This is a genomic window from Vibrio sp. 1580, assembly GCF_033340055.1.
This window is the reverse complement of record NZ_JAWOVT010000004.1, coordinates 370525-388714: the sequence shown is the minus strand read 5'-3', so window position 1 is coordinate 388714 and position 18190 is coordinate 370525. Positions and strand designations below refer to the sequence as shown.

The window sequence follows — 18190 nt, the reverse complement described above, 5'->3', positions numbered from 1 at the left end:
TCTCGGGTATTTTTTTGTCTAAAGTCATAAAGGCTATTTATTGTATGAGCTTTTCATAAAAAGCTAATGCATCAAATGGTCGGGAGAAAAAAGGGCTTTTCTCTATGTATTCTTGATGTACCTTGCTCAGTGTTTCAAACTTTTCTCTCGATGTAGGTTCGATATGAAAAGTTAGGCTTTCAGTCGATTCTACAAGCTTTAATGTTGAGGTTCTTGAAGCGTTATTTTTTGCTATTAATAGATAATATGCTAGCTCTTGCTTCTCTTTTAATACACAAGCCTCAAAAGCTTTCTCGCTTAAAAACGGCAGAACAGGAGTTAATGCTTCTATATGCTTCTTTGAATACTCTAGGGTTTGTTTGTCAGGTGTATTCTGGTCTGCCATAGATTCGCACAGCTTTATCTTAGCACCATAATTATCGATAGATTGGCTTACGTTGTTAAACAAACTGGCTTCAAACTTTTCACTTGCGAAAGTGACACTTGAGAAAAGTGATAAGAGAATTATTCCAACATTCTTGTTCATATTTTTCCTTCTGAACTACACCATAACGTTTGGCTAGCATCAGAAAATCTTCTCTATCTAACCCTACACTAACTTCTTAGCTTACCTTTTTTATCTAGTTTATGGATAGTTTTTAAGCTTTTCATTAAATATACATAAAGGCGCATTTTGGTGGAGTCTATCCCACTTTTTAGTATTGGAAATATCATTAAATTTTGAGTCATTAAAATTGATAGGGTTATTATCTAGAGGGTAGGCAATCGGTAACTCGCATTGGCCCAAATAGCTAAAACATGTGCAAGCCAAGCTGAATTGAAAAAGTAAACAATGTAAATTAAATGCCAATACGAATGATTATCACCTAAATTATGCCCCACATTTATTGGTGATGATTGTTTCTATGTTGCTTAAAAGCAAAGGTGTTCAAACTTGGGCTCGCCGCCTACATATCTATATTTCGATGGCTCTTCTCTTAGTTACGCTGTTTTTTGCAGTAACTGGTATTACCCTCAATCGCCCCGAATTGTTTGAACGCAGTGAACCTATCATTCAACAACATACTCTGACGGTTCCGCACTCAGTTTTATTCTCACATTCAGATACCTTTCAACCTAATCGTGAAGGGCTGGTGGCTTTCTTGACTAAAGAAACCGAGCTTCGCGGCACTCCCTCCGCACTAGATGTGTATACCGAAGTTGAGCAAGGTGAGTTGTTACTCGGAGAGCTTTCTATGGATTTTAAAGGCCCGGGTTATAACGCTACGGTCTTTATTGATATGACTACTGGTGCAGCAGACGTCGAAACGACGCACTACGGTATTGTTGCGCTGCTGAACGATCTACATAAAGGACGCAACAGTGGTGGGATTTGGAAGTGGTTTATCGACGTCACTGCGCTTTTGATGGTGTTTTTTGTTCTTACAGGCGTGTGCTTGTTACTGCCTAAGAAGAAGACGCTCAGAACGTCAATGCAATGGATGAGCTTTGGTACGTTACTGTCGCTCGTAATTTATTTTGTTGCTGTTCCATAACAGCTTTTTTAGAGAACACTTATGTTGAACACAGGAAGATTTTTCCGCCGTAATCACTTTTGTAAAGCCGCTTTGATCGCGGCTTTTACTCCTTTCTCTCTTTCCGCGGCGCCTCTACCAGATAACGCGAAGGTCGACTTCGAACTCGAACTTCCAAAGATAGATACCTCAATGTATGCACGCCCTTATGTGGCGGTTTGGGTTGAAAACGATCAGCGTAAACCGGTTAAAACCATCCAGTTATGGGTAGGGAAAGACGAATGGTTAAAAGATCTACGCAGCTGGTGGAGAAAAGCGGGTCGTTATGATCGTGAACTTGTTGATGCGGTGACTTCTGCAACACGTCCTGCTGGTCAATACCGCTTTGTCTGGGATGGAACCAATGACGCAGGGGAGCGTTTGGAACAAGGAAATTACACGTTGTACGTCGAGGTCGTTCGTGAACACGGTGGGCGAAACTACTTACGTCAAAAAATAACGCTAGCGGACAGTGACGTGCGCTATGAGCTTAAACCAACACAAGAGACGGGTGTCATCACCGTCAATTATCAAGTTAAGTGATTAAAGGACACAACAATGAAAACCAAAATGAAAGTAGTGGCATTGGCGAGTGTAATGGCAATGGGATTGGCTGTAACCACCACCGCACAAGCACATCCACGTTGGGTTCTGCCCTCTCACTTTACGGTTTCTAAAGAAGGCGGTGACTGGCTGACATTTGATGTTACTGCCTCTCACGGAACGTTTGTTTTTGATAAGCCTGCGGGTAGTGATCAGGCATTTGTGGTGATGCCGGATGGCCGCTCTGAGCGTCCTAACTTTGTTGTTCGTGGCAAGCGTCGCTCTATGTTTGATTTCTTTTTTACAGAAGAAGGCACGCACAAAGTCGCGATTAATAATCAGCCGAGCTACTACACACAATACAAAGCGGGCCGTCGTGATACGGTGAAATGGGCGCGAGCAAACAAAGCTGAGCGTGGTGACGTGCTTCCTGAGCAAGCGCGTGATGTGGTTACTCAACTAAGTTACACCCGAGCAGAAAGCTACATTACGGTTGGTATGCCAACGGACAAAGCGTTGGAGATTGAAGGCAAAATGCTGGAGATGAAACCGATCACGCATCCATCGGACATCATTGAAGGTGAGCCTGTGACTTTCCAGTTTTTCTTTAACGGAGAGCCACAAGAGGGCGTTACTGCTGAGATTACACGTGAAGGTACCATGTACCGAAACCATCAAGAACAAATCGATGTGGTGAGCGATAAAGATGGCAAAGTGATCTTCACGCCAGAAGTCGCTGGGCGCTACTTAATGAAAGCGAACTACAAAGGTGAATTAAAAGATAATCCATTGGCGGATAAAGCGAGTGCCAATGTTCATCTTACGTTTGAAACTCAACTTAACTAATCGAATTAGGCTCAGCAATTGCTGGGCCATTTTGGAATTATCATGAATAACACTTCTCTTCTAAAAGCTGTTTTGCTTTTTTCTGGATTTGCGTCCTTTCACGCTGCTGCACATTTTCCTCTGATGAGCTGTCACTTGGCGCAAGATAAAGTGATTTGTGAAGCGGGCTACTCGGATGGATCGACAGCGGTCGACTACGATGTCGAAATGTACGATTACGACGACAATCTGATCGCCAAAGAAAAAACAGATAAGCGTTCCATCGCAGAATTTACTCACCCTGAAACAGATTTCTATTTGGTATTTGATGCCGGACATGAAAGCCCGGTGGAAGTGGATATCGTTGAGCTGAAAGAGAAATGAGTGTACAGAAAGTTCGCCCTGATGATGGTAACCGAGAAGGAAAGTGGGTCGCACTGACAATCGCAGCAATTCTCAGTTCAGCAGCCATACTTATGCCCTACCATCAGGTCGCGACTGAAAAGCCAGACATGCAGTCTCATCAAGTGTTAATCACGGATTTACATCAAAATGAGTTGGGGTTGATCGCTGAGCTTAAGCTCGCTCATGAAGAGATTCGTGATTTGCAGCTAGAAACTGGAACTTGGCCTGAGGTCTCTGACATGGAGGCGCTTTGGATTGCTCCATTCGTGAAAGACCAAAACTGGAAGCGTAAAGGTTCTCATCAGTGGCAACGAATTGATGACGGTGTCTACATTGGCGTGAAGACCAGTGCCCAAGGCTCTGCTTCCATGCTGTTGGATAGCCGCAGTTCTCAAGCTGATATTTGGTTTAATGATTCTAGCCGTTCGTTAAATGTGGAGGGACTAAGCGATCTAGCTAAACGCCACGATTTCGGCTGGAAACAAATCGTTCTGTCAGGCTCTTCTTCCCACTCTCACGCCCATTAAGACAACATAATTGATAAGTACTATGATCAAACGCTCTCTTTTACGTCGTATTCTTACAGCCACCGCGTTATTGGCGGTGTCTTCTACAGGCTTTGCTGCCGAAAAACTCAGTATTGGTATTACGCTACAACCTTATTACAGCTATGTTAAAGCCGTTGTGGGTGAGAAGGCGGACATCATTCCTTTGGTTGATGCTGGTTTTAATCCTCACAACTATTTACCACAACCTAATGATCTTAAACGCTTAAATGAAATGGACGTAATAGTGATCAATGGTATTGGTCATGACGATTTTGCACTGAAAGTGATCAAGGCTTCTCAGCGTGATGATCTCGTGGTTATCGAAGCGAACAAAGAAGTGCCTTTATTGCCCGCTATGGGGCAGTCTGTTGGTCAAGGAGCAGTGAACCCTCACACCTTTGTCGGTCTATCAACAACCATTCAAAAGGTTTACACCATCGCGAGTGAGCTAAGCCAATTGGACCCAGACAATGCTGCGTTCTATCGCCAAAATGCCCGTAAATACGCGAAAACATTTCGCCTGATGAAGCGTGATGCAATGTTGTCTCTTGGTGAGTTGGACACGGCTGGTATGAAGGTGGCGACAACCCACAATGCTTACGGATATATCCTTCAGGAGTTTGGTGTTGACGTTGCCGCTGTCATTGAGCCTGCTCATGGTGTAGAACCAAGTGCAAGTCAGCTACAGGAAACGATAGAGAAAATTCGTGAATCGGGCATTGATGTTCTGTTTTATGAGCTCAATATGCCGAATCGCTTTGTTGATACCATCGAAGAGGCGACTGGGGTGCAGCTTTATCGCTTTTCTCACATGACTCACGGTGAGTATGAGGCCGATAAAGTTGAGGTTGAGATGCGAGATAATGTGGAAACACTAATCGAAGCCATGAAATTTGTGGCGAGTAAGCGAGCAGGGGAAAAGTCGTAATGACTGGACCTTCCGTTTCCTTAAGTAACGTGGGCCTAAAATACGCCGACAATATCATTTTGCAGAACATCAGCGCCGAATTCGAGAACGCGAAATGTCACGTGATTATGGGACCGAATGGTGGTGGGAAAACTTCTTTGCTTCGTTCGGTACTTGGACTTACGCCATTTTCGGGAAACATTGCACTCAATTGGCCAGAACCATCAGCTGCATCGGGGAAGATAGGGTATGTGCCACAAAAAGCGATGTTTGAAGCAAGCCTCCCGTTAACCGTGATGGATTTTGTACTGCTTAACCAAACCCGTATCCCTCTATTTTGGCGACGTAAAACGAAACAAACTCAACATGCCCTGGCCCAGCTGGATCGCGTGGGTATGGCAACGCGTAGCGACCGTCGTATGGGGCAACTCTCTGGCGGTGAGCAACAGCGTGTTTTGTTTGCGCAAGCTTTACTGGATGAGCCCAATTTATTGGTTTTAGACGAACCTACAACTGGCATGGATGAGCAAGGTGTTCGATATCTTGAAGGTTTGATTCATGAAGTCGTTGGAGAAGGCAAAACGGTACTGGCAGTACACCATGACGTGACCGCAGTGCGCCGTTTAGATGCGCAGGTCCATGTTGTAAATCGTCAAATTGTGGCGTCAGGGCACCATTCAGATGTACTAAGTCCTGATCGTATAGAAACATTATTCAAGCACTACACAGCAAAAGTGGAGGCTGCATAATGGATTGGTTGCGAGAGTTAGCGGTTAGCGGCGTTGAAGCTGGATGGTTAAGCGATAGCTTTTCTTATGCTTTCATGGTGAACGCAATTGTTGCAGCGCTGATATTAGGACCATTACTTGGTGGTCTTGGTACATTAGTCATCGCCAAGCGACTGGCTTTTTTCTCTGAAGCGGTTGGGCATGCTGCGCTTACCGGAATCGCGATTGGTGTGTTGCTCGGTGAGCCGCCAGAGAATCCGATCATCGGATTGTTTAGCTTTTGTATGATTTTTGCGCTGTTGCTTCACTTTGTTCGTAATCGTACGAATGTACCTTACGACACACTGGTTGGGGTTTTTCTTGCACTAGCGTTAGCGGTTGGTGCTGCGCTGTTAATGTACGTTGCTCGCAAGATCAACATTCACATGTTGGAGAACGTGTTGTTTGGCTCGATCTTGACTGTGACGGACAACGATATCCTTATTTTAGCGATCAGTTGTTTGATCATATTACTGCTTCTTATTCCAACGTTTAACCGCATTTTGCTAACTTGTATCAGCCCGGATATTGCACGTGTACGCGGCTTTAATACCAGCTTTTATGATTACTTATTTGTCATGATGATCACCTTGGTCACCATCGCCGCGGTAAAGATTATTGGCGCGGTATTGGTTGGTGCATTGCTACTGATTCCTGGTGCAACGGCTAGGTTATTGACTAAACGCATGGGCAGTTTCGTTCTCCTTTCTTCTTTATTGGCAACCATTGCGTGTTTAGTAGGAACCATACTGCCGATGGAGCTTGAGCTACCAGTGCCATCAGGCGCATCCATCATCATTGTTTCTGCGGCATTTTTCCTAACAGCAACGGTTTACCGAATTATCCAAAAAGCGTAACCCTTTTTATAAAGTAATGAACATGAAGATAAAAAAATTAGCGATAACTTTTGGTTTGGTTATAGCGACAACACTTCCATCGTTGGCAAGCGCCAAAGACATTTTAACCAGCACTCCCGTCACGTATATGTTGTCTGAGCAACTCATGAAAGGTACAGGGATAGAGACTCAGTATCTGCCTCCAAAGCGTTACGGCGTTGAGCGTCTTGAAAACTGGTTCGCAAATAAAGGTACAGAGCAAGTTAAGCAAGCGGGTCAAGCCGCGACGGTTGCTATTACTCTTGGTGCGATTTGGAAACAAGACCCGACTTATGTTTACGCTCGACAGGGCAACATTCACTTGATTGAAATCGATGCATCGCAGGCCATTTCTCCTAGAGCTCAAGGAGTTGCAGTACTGACATTGGAAAACGGGTCAACATCGAAGTACGCGTGGCTTAACCCTACAAACTTAATCCGAATGGCGGGTATTGTTGGAGAGGATCTACAACGTGTATATCCTGAACACCAAAAGACGATTCAAACGAATCAACAGGCTCTTATGCTCAATGTGCGTGAACTGATCAACCAACAACAGGCAGAGATCTTCGATAAAGGCATCGATTCAGTGGTACTGATGAGTGAGTCACTAGAGGACTTTGCCTCTGGCAACCAATTGTTTGTGGTTGGGCGCGAATTTAAGCCGGAATTTGAGTGGACAGAAGAAGACAAATTATCTTTAAAAGCTCAGTTTGAACAAGATAAAACGCTATGGTTAGTGACGGATAAACGACCGTCGAAAACCTTGACATCGCTTATTAAACCGAGCCGCATACTGCAAATTGATGTTATTGACCGCTGGGGCAGTAAGGGTATCAAAACTGAGAAGCCACTCGCACGTTGGGAGATGTGACACGTAAAAAGCCACAGATTTTATGATGGGGAATGAAAAGTTCCCTATTTTTTTGTGACTCAGTTCAAAATGTGAGCATTAATACCACTGGTTGCATAAGAAAGTGTTTGTTTCATTTCTATTTCATTACTACTTTGTTATGTGTTCGTTGCGATTGATTCGGATTTAATCTGTTTCTAAGCGAACCGGTACAAACAACTATACGGATGTTAACAATGAAAATGAAAACTCTAGCCGTTGCAGTGGCGGCACTAGCATGTGGTTCACAGGCCTTCGCAGCAGAAGTTTACAACAGCGATGGTACATCTTTATCGATCGGCGGTCACGTTTCAGTTGGCGTGGGTGAGTATTTCGAAGAAGATGTAAAAGTTCACCAAGTGTCTCCACGTATTAACGTTGCGGGTAAGAAAGACATTGGCAACGGTATTACTATCGACGCTAAAGGTGAATGGGCGCTTAACTACCTAAATGGTGGTGAACAGTCATTCAAAACTCGTCTAGGTTACATCGGTGCTACTCATGAGCAGTTTGGCCGTTTAGTAGCAGGTACTCAATGGTCACCTTACTACGATGTCGCTGGCGTTGCGGATCTACCAATCGCGTTTGCGAACGACTTTTTGTACGACAACCACGGCAACCTAGGCTCAGCTCGTGCTGATAAAATGCTTAGCTACCGTAAAGGTTTTGAATTTGGTGAAGGTTTTGCTTTCAACCTAGGTTTAGGTTGGCAAGGTGAGCAAACTTCAGATGCAACAACATACGAGCAACGTGGTCAAGTTGCATTGAGCGGTTCTGTAGCTGGCTTTGGTCTAGGCTACGTATACAGCGGCGGTGATGTTAAAAACGCGACTCTAGGTACTAAGAACGCTGAATCACACCTATTCTCTGTAAACTACGGTCAATACGGTTCAGGCCTTTACGCAGCGGTAGTATACGGTATGAACGAGTACTTCTACCAAATGCGTAAAGACACTTCTCAACTTGAAGCTCTTTTGGCATACGGCGTAAACGATTGGACATTCAGCGTTAACTACGAAGGCGTAGAAGACGAAGAAGACAACAAGACACTTTCAAGCGAAACTGCGCTACAAGCAGAGTACGCTGTAACTCCTGCTTTCGTAACGTTTGCAGCTTACCAGTTTGATCTAGGTAACGACTACAACAATGAAGAGAACGACTACTGGACTCTAGGTGCTCGTTACTACTTCTAATAAATAGGCCAGTTTCTACTGCCTAAACACATTTATTGTGTTAACGCCTACTCGTTGTGAGTAGGCGTTTTTCTTTCTGCTTTCCGTTGGCTATAAGAGACACTGGTAGTTCTGTGCTTAGGTAACCCAACTCTTTGTTTAGAGAGTGCGTCTATAAAAATGCCCGCAATTTGCGGGCATTTTTGTTGTTAGAAGAGATGCAGTTCGATTAATACGCTTATTTTTTATCGAGTAAATCGAGGAAGAACGCATACTCTAACGCATCTTCTTTTAAGCGCTTAAATCGACCAGATGCGCCGCCGTGTCCGGCTTCCATATCGGTTTTGAACAACAAGACGTTATCGTCTGTCTTCATTTCACGAAGTTTGGCGACCCACTTCATTGGTTCAAAGTACTGTACTTGAGAGTCGTGCAAGCCAGTCGTTACCAACATGTTCGGGTAGTTTTGCGCCTTGATGTTGTCGTAAGGCGAGTAACTCAACATATAGTCATAGTATGTTTTGTTATTTGGGTTACCCCATTCATCATACTCATTGGTGGTCAATGGAATCGATTCATCGAGCATAGTGGTTACCACGTCCACAAACGGAACATGTGCACCGATACCGCGGTACAGTTCTGGTGCTTGGTTGATGATAGCCCCCATTAAGAGACCTCCTGCAGAGCCACCAACAGCGAAGACTTTATCTTTCGCACCATAGCCTTGTTCAACCAAACCTTTAGTCACATCAATAAAGTCGTTGAATGTGTTTTGCTTGGTTAGTTTTTTACCGTCTTCATACCAAGGGCGGCCAAGCATTTCAGATCCACGAATATGAGCAATGGCGTAAACAAAGCCGCGATCCAATAGACTCAAACGTGTCGAGCGGAAAGTTGGCTCAATGGTTGCGCCATAAGATCCATAACCATATTGGTAGAGTGGATTCGTACCATCTTTCTTAAATAAGTCTTTACGATACACCAAAGAAACGGGTACTTCTTTACCGTCACGGGCTGTGACCATGATGCGTTCTGATTGGTAATTGTCAGGATTAAAATCACCAAGTACAGGTGTTTGCTTCATGATTTCTGACCCGCCCGTTTTTAGATCGAAATCGTAGTAGGTTCCTGGAGTGGTTAAACTGCTGTAATAAATACGAACTTTCTCGTTATCCAGCTCTAGGTTACCTGTCAAATAGGCAGCAAACGCATCGTCATTAAATGTGAGGGGGAGTTCTTTTCCTGTTGAAAGCTGACGTACAGTGACGCTTGCTAGGCCGTTAGAGCGCTGCTCATAGACGATGTGATCATCGAATAACTCGAAGTCGACAAGTTGAGTGTTGTCGTCTGCGGCAATCACATCTTGCCATTTAGAGCGGTCACGCATGTCATTTTGATGAACTTTCATCAAACGGAAGTTGACGGCTTGATAGTTAGTATAAATGTAGTACCAATCGCCTAGCTTAGAAATACTGTATTCAATGCCATCTTCACGAGGATAGAACGGTTTCGCCTTTGCTTTAGGGTTGTTCGCATCAATGATAGAGACCCCACTGGTTTCTGTACTCGAATGCCAGATATAAATATCTTCGCCATCTTTGCTTTTGCTTAGTGAGGTGTAATAGGCGCTGTCGGTTTCCTCAAAAATCAGCTCATCGCTGCTTTGTGGTGTGCCCAATACATGACGATAAACTTGGTAGCCCAATAAGGTCTGTGGATCTTTTTTGATGTAGTAAAAGGCGTTGTTATCGTTCTGCCATGCGACAGCGCTTGAGGCCCCTTCGATTTCATCTTGTAGGTAATTGCCTGTTGTCAGGTCTTTGATCTTAAGGGTGTACACGCGGCGGCTTAATGTGTCTTCGCCATACGCCAATAAGTTTTCATTCGGACTAACGTATAGGCCGCCGATACTGAAAAATTCATGTTCTTTTGCTAGTTCATTGACATCTAAAATGATTTGTTTGTCTTTGCCTGCAAAGTCTTTAGCTCGCAAATGGACTTCGTACTCGTTATCTCCGGTCACTTCACTGGAGTAGAAATAGTTGCCTTTACGAACCGGTACTGAGTTGTCGTCTTTTGCGATGCGCCCTTTAATTTCTTCAAATAGCGTATCTTGAAGTGTTTCAGTGTGCTTTAGAACGGTTTCTGCGTACTGATTTTCTTTCTCTAGGTGCTGTAAAATTTCAGGGTCTTTACGTTCGTCGTCACGCATCCAGTAGTAGTTATCAACGCGGGTATCGCCATGAATAGTCATCGAGTGAGGGACTTTTTTCGCAACCGGAGCTTGAGTTTGTTGAGCAACGATCTGTGTTTGGGAGTATTGAGTCATGCTGGGGATTCCTTGATTGCTGCATCCGGCGACAAGCGCGACCGAGACGGCCAACGTAGTTAAAGTGAAACGCATCTGATTTTATCCTTATTGTACACCCAAGTGGCCTCATCCTGAGGGCTGGGCTTTCATTTTGTTAGTGGTTTTCAGTTGTCCATTCTTTGTTATGGGGTATACCGAAAAAGTGAGAATCCTCAATATTTCGAGTTGGATACTCAATTTGAAGGGAGCTGAAAACACATTGTGTAAGCAGCTGTTATTTTTAACAAATATCAATTCGAAAGTTAAATCATTCTCATCGGGAAATCGATATAGTGTGATATGAAAAAAGGGACACACTTGTTGAGTGTGTCCCTTTTGGATTTTGAAAGTAAGCTGATAATGATCAGATAACTTGCGGTACTTCGTTTGAGTGATTGTGTGCTCGATTCACCCACATTAACCCAAGCATTGCAATTACCGACATTGCCATCATCAAAATGCCCAAAGGCATCTGGTTATGCGCTGGAAATAGTGACGCGAGCAAAGTTGCGACACCTGCCCCCAAGTTTTGCATGCCACCCAATGTCGCGCCTGCTGTTCCTGCATGGTATGGGAATGGCGCAATCGCTCCAGTTGTTGCTGCTGGGAAGAGAATACCTGCACCCAAAAAGTACACGGTTGCGCCTCCAACCAGCGTTAATGCAGTGGTTAAACCAAACAAGCCTGGGATGAGCACAATAGCAGAGCCCACAAAAATAGAGACCAAGCCTACATTTAAAGCACGACGCTCAGAGCGACGTCTTGCGATGTAGCTAGATAAGCCTGCACCCACCAAGTAACCTGGGATCGGCAATATAAACAGCAAACTTACCGTTGTTGCTGGTAATTCTAATACCCCACCTAACAACACCCCAGCCGCCGCTTCGAATACACCCACACCAGCGAATGTTGCAACCAGGCAAATCAAAAAGCCTTGAAAGCGACGGTCAGACAAAACGTGTTTGTAGCTTTTGGCTACTGGTTCGAATTTGCGTTTCTCTTTTGGTAGCGTCTCCATCATGCTTGTCATCATGGTGATCACAACCGCGATAGCAAATAGCGCTAAGAACAAGTAGCTCGACCGCCATCCGAAAGCTTCTGTTAGGTAACCGCCTAATACTGGTGCCATTAATGGTGAGAAAATCACACACATGCTAATTAAGCTGTTTGCTCTGTGTAGATCAGAGCCTTCAAAGCAATCGCGAGTCAGAGTGCGTGACATCGCACCGCCGCAGCCAATACCTAAGCCTTGGATAAAGCTACCAATCAAGAACCATTCAAATTGATGTGCAAATAATGCTACCAGTGTACCCACGATGTAGATAAGCAGCCCGACGATGATGATCGGTTTGCGTCCCAAGCGGTCCGATAGTGTGCCATACGCAAATTGCGACAAGCCATATGGGATTAGGTAACAAGCCATCACAGCTTGAAGTGATGACGCAGATACCAAAAACTCGCCCGCCATATGACCGATTGAAGGCACGTACATTGTCTGGGTCATTTGACCCACGGCAGTCAATATAGCGATTAAAAAGGTAAGTTTCGCTAATGGAAACGAAGCAGACATTTGCGTATCTCTCCAAAAAATTTAAGACGTAAAAACCCTTAGCGCTCTTTTATAGAGTGCCAACTGAATTCTTGTGTTGCGGGGGTATTTGCGCGAGATAATAGTGCTTGCTTGTATAATTAGCAATCGAAAAGTGTGAAGTTGAGCAAGATAAAAATCTATGATTTCAATTAGAAAAACTAATCCGATTTTGTTTTCAAAAAGAGATGCATTTCTTTGTCTAATTAAGTTAAATCTTTTACTTTTCGTGAATAGAATGAGCCTTATAGGTAACTGGTTTTAATGGTTAAAGTGCAAAAATAAAGCGTCTGCTCGGTTGATCTGAGTTCAAGATGAAACGAGTGAATAAAAGGTGGAGGAAGGCATCAGAAAGAAAAGGGAGCCGAAGCTCCCTTAGAAATGATTATGTCTATTCGCGCTCAGATGCGTATGCGTAAAGCATTTCTAGTGCGATGGTTGCTCCCGCTAGTGCGGTAACATCACTGTGGTCGTATGGAGGCGATACTTCGACAACATCCATACCCACGATATTCATGCCGGCTAAACCACGAATAATTTTCAGCGCTTTGTCTGAGTTCAAGCCACCACAAACTGGTGTACCAGTTCCCGGTGCGAAGGCCGGGTCTAAGCAGTCGATGTCAAAAGTGACATATACTGGCTTGTCTGCGACGGTGCGACGAATTTCTTCTAGGATCTCGTTCACCGACATGTCATTCGCTTGCATCGCATTAATCACATTGAAGCCGTGATCTTGCTTTTTGTACTCCGTACGAATGCCGATTTGTATTGAGTTCTTTGCTGAGATCAAACCTTCTTTCGGCGCATGGTAGAACATCGTACCGTGGTCGTATGAACTGCCATTTGCATAGGTGTCCGTATGAGCATCAAAGTGAATCAACGCCATTTGGCCATGATGCTTCGCATAGGCACGTAGGATAGGTAGCGTGATGAAGTGGTCACCGCCCAATCCCAACATGGTTTTACCACTTTTTAGAATTTCACTGGTTGCCGCTTCAAGGCGGTAAGTAAAATCTTCCGCATCACCGCAATCGAACACGAGATCACCTGCGTCGATCACTTTCAGTTTATCCAATACGTTGAAGCTCCACGGGAACTTCTTACCTTCCCATGCCAAGTTGACTGAGGCACGGCGAATTGCATCTGGACCCATACGCGCACCTGGACGACCAGATGTTGCCATGTCCAGAGGGACTCCCAACACCACAACGTCTGCGTCTGCCGATACCGGGTTACGAATGTACGGCAGACGTAAAAACGACATAGAGTTGGAGTAAAGCGAATAATCAGTTTTAGTAAACAAATCATTCATATCAGAAGTCCTCTAAATAGGTGTATCCTGCTAGACCTTGTTCTAGTTCTGCTAGGATTTGTGTTTGTTCATTGGCTTCAACTCGCTGTGAAACCAATTGTTTATAATTGTCACGAATCGCATCCACGTCGATATGAACGTAGCGCATCATGTCTTCTACACTATCACCTTCGTTGATGTAACTGATCTCAAATTGACCGTGTTCATCAACATTGACTACAGCACTGTGGGTATCACCAAATAGGTTGTGCATGTCACCAAGGATTTCTTGGTATGCGCCTACTAGAAAAAAGCCCATTAGGTACGGTTTGTCTTTGCTCCAAGCTGGTACAGGTAGCGTGCTCTCGATGCCTTGACCATCAACGTAGTGATCGATCGCGCCATCAGAGTCACATGTGATGTCCAACATCACTGCACGACGCTCTTCCGCCTCGCCCAGACCAGAAAGTGGCAGAACAGGGAACACCTGATCAATACCCCAAGCATCTGGTAGAGATTGGAAGAGAGAGAAGTTCACGAAGAACTTATCCGCAAGACGTTCGCTCAACTCGTCCAGAATCGGACGGTGGAAGCGATTCTTAGTGCTCATCTTGCGGCTTAATTCGAAGTAAATGCGCAGTGACAATTGTTCTGCCCACGCACGTTGCTCCAAGTTAAGCACGCCTGTAGCAAATTGAGAGTGCACTTCTGCCAAATCACTTTGGGTATCATTGTAAATCTCAATTAACGCACGAGCGTCTGTACCATCTTGTAAGTTTTCCCAGTTTCGCCACATGTTTTGTAGCAAAAGCGGAGCGTCATCATCAAGCTCATGTACTTCTTCCGGTAGGTACGACTCGGTACCAATTACGTTAGAAATCAATACAGCGTGGTGCGCTGTTAGCGAGCGACCCGATTCCGAAATGATCACTGGCATTGGTTGTTCGTATTGCAGACACACATCGCCCACAGTGTTGACGATATTACGTGCGTATTCTGCAAGTCCGTAGTTCATCGAATTCGATGATTGGCTGCGTGTGCCGTCATAATCCACTGCCAAGCCGCCGCCCACATCGAAGTACTCGATGTTTGCACCGAGTGCGCGTAGTTCGCAGTAGAAACGTGCAGACTCGTTCACACCATTGCGTACATCACGGATGTTTGCCATCTGTGAACCAAGGTGGAAGTGAACCAGTTGCATCGCGTCTAGGTTGCCTTCGCGTTTAAGACGTTCAATAACGCTAAGCACTTGCGATGCTGATAAACCAAACTTCGATTTTTCACCGCCACTTGCTTGCCATTTCCCTGCGCCTTGAGAGGCGAGGCGAATGCGTAAACCAAGGCGCGGTTTTACGCCCAAACTTTTCGCTTCTTCTAGTACCAGATCCAGCTCAGAAAGCTTCTCTAATACGATGAATACCTTGTGACCCAGCTTTTCCCCGATCAGTGCAAGACGCACATACTCACGGTCTTTGTAGCCATTACACACGATCACGGAGCTACCTTGTTGAGCCAATGCAAGTACCGCCAACAATTCTGGCTTGCTACCCGCTTCAAGACCAAGCTGCTTGGTTTCTAGTTGAGCTTGGCTCGCTAGAATTTCATCCACCACTTCACGTTGTTGGTTTACTTTAATTGGGTACACCAACAAGTATTTGTTTGGATATTGGTATTCTTCAATTGCTTGGTTGAATGCGTGGCAAATACCATGCACACGTTGGTGCACGATTTGCGGGAAGCGTACTAATACAGGAAGATTTAACTGCTTCGCTTCTAGCTCATTTACAATAGCGCTGAAAGGGATTTGATGTGCACGATCACTACGTGGTGATACATATACTTCGCCTTGGTCATCAATGCCGTAGAAACCTTGGCTCCAGTAGTGAACGTTGTAGTCCGCGCGGATGCGGTCTAATTTAGTTGCTTTTTCCAACTCGATTCTCACAAAAATGTACTTAACTCCTTAATTAATTAGAAGGAAAAGTACAAAAAAGCAAATCATGAGGCATTTACCTCATACCCTGACACGAACTCCGTGTGCGCGCATTAACGGATAAAAGGGCCCTTGAGTCTAATGATTAAAATCTATCATCTCGATTATGATTTGTTGTCGTCGCTACGTGTGAATATTTGTTTACCGAAGCGTCCATTCTGCTGTTATAGTTGGTCTGACCAGTAAGGATTCGGTCATGAAGCATCTCACTAAAATAAGGACATATTTTGCAGCTGCACAGAATTCAGGGGTACATTCAGACCATGTATCTCGCCGAATATTCCGATAAATTATTGTTGCTTGATGGTGCCAGTCGAGCAGACATCCCTCATCTTAAAGACTTTATTGAACATCAACTCCATCGTCCTTTTTCTGACCTAAAGTTGGTTGTTGTGACCCACATGCATCCAGACCATGCTGGTGGTGCGCACAAACTACGTGATTTAACAGGATGTAAGCTATTGGCCGCAAAGCGAGAGAGCCAGTGGTATAGCGGTGTAGACGGTTGGCTAATGCATTTGACCGATTTAATGTTAGCACGCTGGATGGCGAATCGGATGCGTAAACCAAAGCAAAACCTGTGGTATTCCCGCAAGCTAAAGCCAGATATTGAACTTATTGATGGACAGTTTATTCCTGGATTTGATGATTGGCAGGTGCTAGAAACGCTAGGGCATACTGATCGAGATCTGTCGGTTTATCATTCTGAACAAGATGTGTTGTATGTGGCGGATTTAATGGTGCAGGTGAAAAAGCATCTGATTGCGCCGTTTCCCATATTTCATCCGAATCAATATCGGCAATCATTAAAGCGTGTGTTTGAGATGAATCCGCAATGTTTGCTTTTGGCACATGGGGGAGAGGTGACTTTGGATGAAAAAGCGTATCAGCACATTTTGAATACAGCGCCGACTAAGCCAATGACGCACTGGCGAGTGACAAAAGTTAAAGCGAAGGGATTGTTGTTTGCGCTATTTCGTAGGAAGTAGGCGAAGATAAAGCCAGACGAGTGATGCTCAACAAAAACGTTCGATCACTCATCTGAAGCTACGGGGTTAAGATGCCAATAAGTGAGATTGGCTAGGATCAACGAGCACTTTGTCTGCCATGCCCTGACGACCTAACAGCATCATGTAAGTCATTTTTTCACGGTTAGTCAACGTAATGTCGATTGGCCATTGTTGGTCGCCCATACGCAGCATCGTCGTGATCACGCAGCGGTGCTCAAAAGTACCGTTAGAAGACTTAACCTTACGGTTTGCTTTTAGTTTCGCTGTGCAGCGAACCACTTGTTCTAAATGGTATACATCTGGGTGCAGATCGAATGCAACATAAGACTGACCATCTTTTTCAAAGCAATCAATATTGTCTACATGTAATGAAGAGGTTTGAGCGCCTGTATCAATACGCGCTTCAAGGTGAGTAATCCCTAACTCTGGCAAGCAAATAGCTTCGGCATTCCCAATGATCATTTTCTGATTCATAGTGTCATCCTAGCGACGAGTAACAAGAGAGCCGGTTTTTGGCTCTCTTGTGCGTTAAACAAAAATCAACCTTTACCGCGAGTACGGTTTGAATTTGGCTTAGCGTTTTTCTCGATAAAATCGAAGATCATACCTGCAATGTTTTTACCAGTTGCTAGTTCGATGCCTTCTAGACCAGGGGAAGAGTTCACTTCCATTACCACTGGGCCATTTTTAGATTGAAGGATATCCACACCACAAAGGTTCAAGCCCATCACTTTCGCTGCATTTACAGCGGTCGCACGCTCTTCTTTGCTCAAACGCACGAGTTGTGCAGAGCCGCCACGGTGAAGGTTAGAACGGAACTCGCCTTCTTTTGCTTGGCGCTTCATTGCGGCGATTACTTTATTTCCGACAACAAAACAACGGATGTCCGCGCCTTTTGCTTCTTCGATAAATTCTTGCACCATGATGTTAGCTTTCAAACCCATGAAAGCTTCAATCACGCTTTCTGCCGCTTTATTTGTTTCAGCAAGTACAACACCAATGCCTTGAGTGCCTTCTAGCAATTTAATTACTAGAGGTGCGCCACCAACGTTTTTGATCACGTCCTGAATGTTGTCAGGATGGTGAGCAAAGCCAGTGCGTGGCAAACCGATGCCTTTACGTGATAGCAGTTGCAATGAGCGCAACTTGTCACGAGAGCGGCTGATCGCGACAGATTCGTTGACACAAAATGTACCCATCATTTCAAACTGACGTACAACAGCAGTGCCGTAAAACGTAATAGATGCCCCAATACGTGGAATAACAGCATCGTATTGCGGTAATTCTTCACCCTTGTAGCGGATCTTAGGGTTGTTGCTCGTAATGTCCATATAACAGTGAAGCGTGTCGATCACATCGATTTGATGCCCACGTTCTTCACCCGCCTGTTTTAGGCGCATGGTTGAATATAAATTCTCATTACGAGAGAGAATAGCAATACGCATGGCAATTCCTTAGTAAGTCAGTACCA

The 18190-nt window shown here is 44.7% G+C and carries 18 protein-coding genes; 11 read left to right on the top strand and 7 right to left on the bottom strand.

The genetic code is table 11. The features are described 5' to 3' along the window. Window positions 1–37 precede the first annotated feature (37 nt). Window positions 38–526: a hypothetical protein gene (locus tag R7093_RS09170; RefSeq protein WP_042523421.1), complete on the bottom strand. Its 489-nt coding sequence runs from the start codon at window positions 524–526 to the stop codon at window positions 38–40. Between the two features lie 379 nt (window positions 527–905). On the opposite strand from R7093_RS09170, the gene R7093_RS09165 reads away from it, so the two are divergent. From R7093_RS09165 to R7093_RS09120, 10 genes are all read left to right on the top strand, one after another. Next, the gene (locus R7093_RS09165) at window positions 906–1535 is read left to right on the top strand and encodes a PepSY-associated TM helix domain-containing protein (protein WP_005374254.1); all 630 of its coding nucleotides are present in this window, start codon (window positions 906–908) and stop codon (window positions 1533–1535) included. 21 nt (window positions 1536–1556) lie between these two features. Beyond that, complete coding sequence (locus R7093_RS09160; protein ID WP_017635538.1) at window positions 1557–2096, top strand: DUF2271 domain-containing protein; 540 nt, start codon at window positions 1557–1559, stop codon at window positions 2094–2096. Window positions 2097–2111: 15 nt separating this feature from the next. Continuing rightward, complete coding sequence (locus tag R7093_RS09155; RefSeq protein WP_047102840.1) at window positions 2112–2942, top strand: DUF4198 domain-containing protein; 831 nt, start codon at window positions 2112–2114, stop codon at window positions 2940–2942. A gap of 42 nt (window positions 2943–2984) precedes the next feature. Beyond that, window positions 2985–3305, top strand: coding sequence for a hypothetical protein (locus tag R7093_RS09150; RefSeq protein ID WP_005374251.1), 321 nt, complete (start codon window positions 2985–2987; stop codon window positions 3303–3305). Continuing rightward, window positions 3302–3853: a DUF6162 family protein gene (locus R7093_RS09145; RefSeq protein WP_047102839.1), complete on the top strand. Its 552-nt coding sequence runs from the start codon at window positions 3302–3304 to the stop codon at window positions 3851–3853. Before R7093_RS09150 ends, R7093_RS09145 begins: the two co-directional genes overlap by 4 nt. Before the next feature lie 22 nt (window positions 3854–3875). After that, window positions 3876–4802 carry a metal ABC transporter solute-binding protein, Zn/Mn family gene (locus R7093_RS09140; protein ID WP_047102838.1) on the top strand — a complete coding sequence of 309 codons (927 nt, stop codon included), beginning with the start codon at window positions 3876–3878 and terminating at the stop codon, window positions 4800–4802. After that, entirely contained in the window at window positions 4802–5530 is a 729-nt protein-coding gene (locus tag R7093_RS09135; protein WP_017635536.1) for a metal ABC transporter ATP-binding protein, read from the top strand. The genes R7093_RS09140 and R7093_RS09135 overlap by 1 nt, the downstream gene beginning before the upstream one ends. Beyond that, on the top strand, window positions 5530–6405 hold the full coding sequence (locus R7093_RS09130) for a metal ABC transporter permease (protein ID WP_005393560.1): 876 nt from the start codon (window positions 5530–5532) through the stop codon (window positions 6403–6405). The genes R7093_RS09135 and R7093_RS09130 overlap by 1 nt, the downstream gene beginning before the upstream one ends. Before the next feature lie 22 nt (window positions 6406–6427). After that, a complete protein-coding gene (locus R7093_RS09125) occupies window positions 6428–7297 on the top strand; it encodes a metal ABC transporter solute-binding protein, Zn/Mn family (RefSeq protein ID WP_047102837.1) in 870 nt (289 codons plus the stop codon). A 215-nt stretch (window positions 7298–7512) separates the two neighbouring features. Continuing rightward, window positions 7513–8508, top strand: coding sequence for a porin (locus R7093_RS09120; RefSeq protein WP_031780879.1), 996 nt, complete (start codon window positions 7513–7515; stop codon window positions 8506–8508). 217 nt (window positions 8509–8725) lie between these two features. Here the strand turns inward: R7093_RS09120 and R7093_RS09115 are convergent, their stop codons facing one another. From R7093_RS09115 to speA, 4 genes are all read right to left on the bottom strand, one after another. Next, on the bottom strand, window positions 8726–10891 hold the full coding sequence (locus R7093_RS09115) for a S9 family peptidase (protein WP_080960100.1): 2166 nt from the start codon (window positions 10889–10891) through the stop codon (window positions 8726–8728). Window positions 10892–11201: 310 nt separating this feature from the next. Then, window positions 11202–12407, bottom strand: coding sequence for a multidrug efflux MFS transporter EmrD (emrD, locus tag R7093_RS09110; RefSeq protein WP_017635532.1), 1206 nt, complete (start codon window positions 12405–12407; stop codon window positions 11202–11204). Window positions 12408–12816: 409 nt separating this feature from the next. Further along, complete coding sequence (gene speB, locus R7093_RS09105; RefSeq protein ID WP_047102834.1) at window positions 12817–13737, bottom strand: agmatinase; 921 nt, start codon at window positions 13735–13737, stop codon at window positions 12817–12819. A gap of 1 nt (window position 13738) precedes the next feature. Then, window positions 13739–15649: an arginine decarboxylase gene (speA, locus tag R7093_RS09100; protein ID WP_047102851.1), complete on the bottom strand. Its 1911-nt coding sequence runs from the start codon at window positions 15647–15649 to the stop codon at window positions 13739–13741. A 323-nt stretch (window positions 15650–15972) separates the two neighbouring features. On the opposite strand from speA, the gene R7093_RS09095 reads away from it, so the two are divergent. Further along, on the top strand, window positions 15973–16698 hold the full coding sequence (locus R7093_RS09095) for an MBL fold metallo-hydrolase (protein ID WP_047102850.1): 726 nt from the start codon (window positions 15973–15975) through the stop codon (window positions 16696–16698). 66 nt (window positions 16699–16764) lie between these two features. Here the strand turns inward: R7093_RS09095 and R7093_RS09090 are convergent, their stop codons facing one another. Both R7093_RS09090 and rimK read right to left on the bottom strand, forming a co-directional pair. Then, window positions 16765–17193, bottom strand: coding sequence for an ATP-dependent zinc protease (locus R7093_RS09090; RefSeq protein ID WP_005384193.1), 429 nt, complete (start codon window positions 17191–17193; stop codon window positions 16765–16767). A 65-nt stretch (window positions 17194–17258) separates the two neighbouring features. Continuing rightward, window positions 17259–18164, bottom strand: a complete 906-nt coding sequence (gene rimK, locus R7093_RS09085) for a 30S ribosomal protein S6--L-glutamate ligase (protein WP_005374224.1) — start codon at window positions 18162–18164, stop codon at window positions 17259–17261. Window positions 18165–18190: the final 26 nt, after the last annotated feature.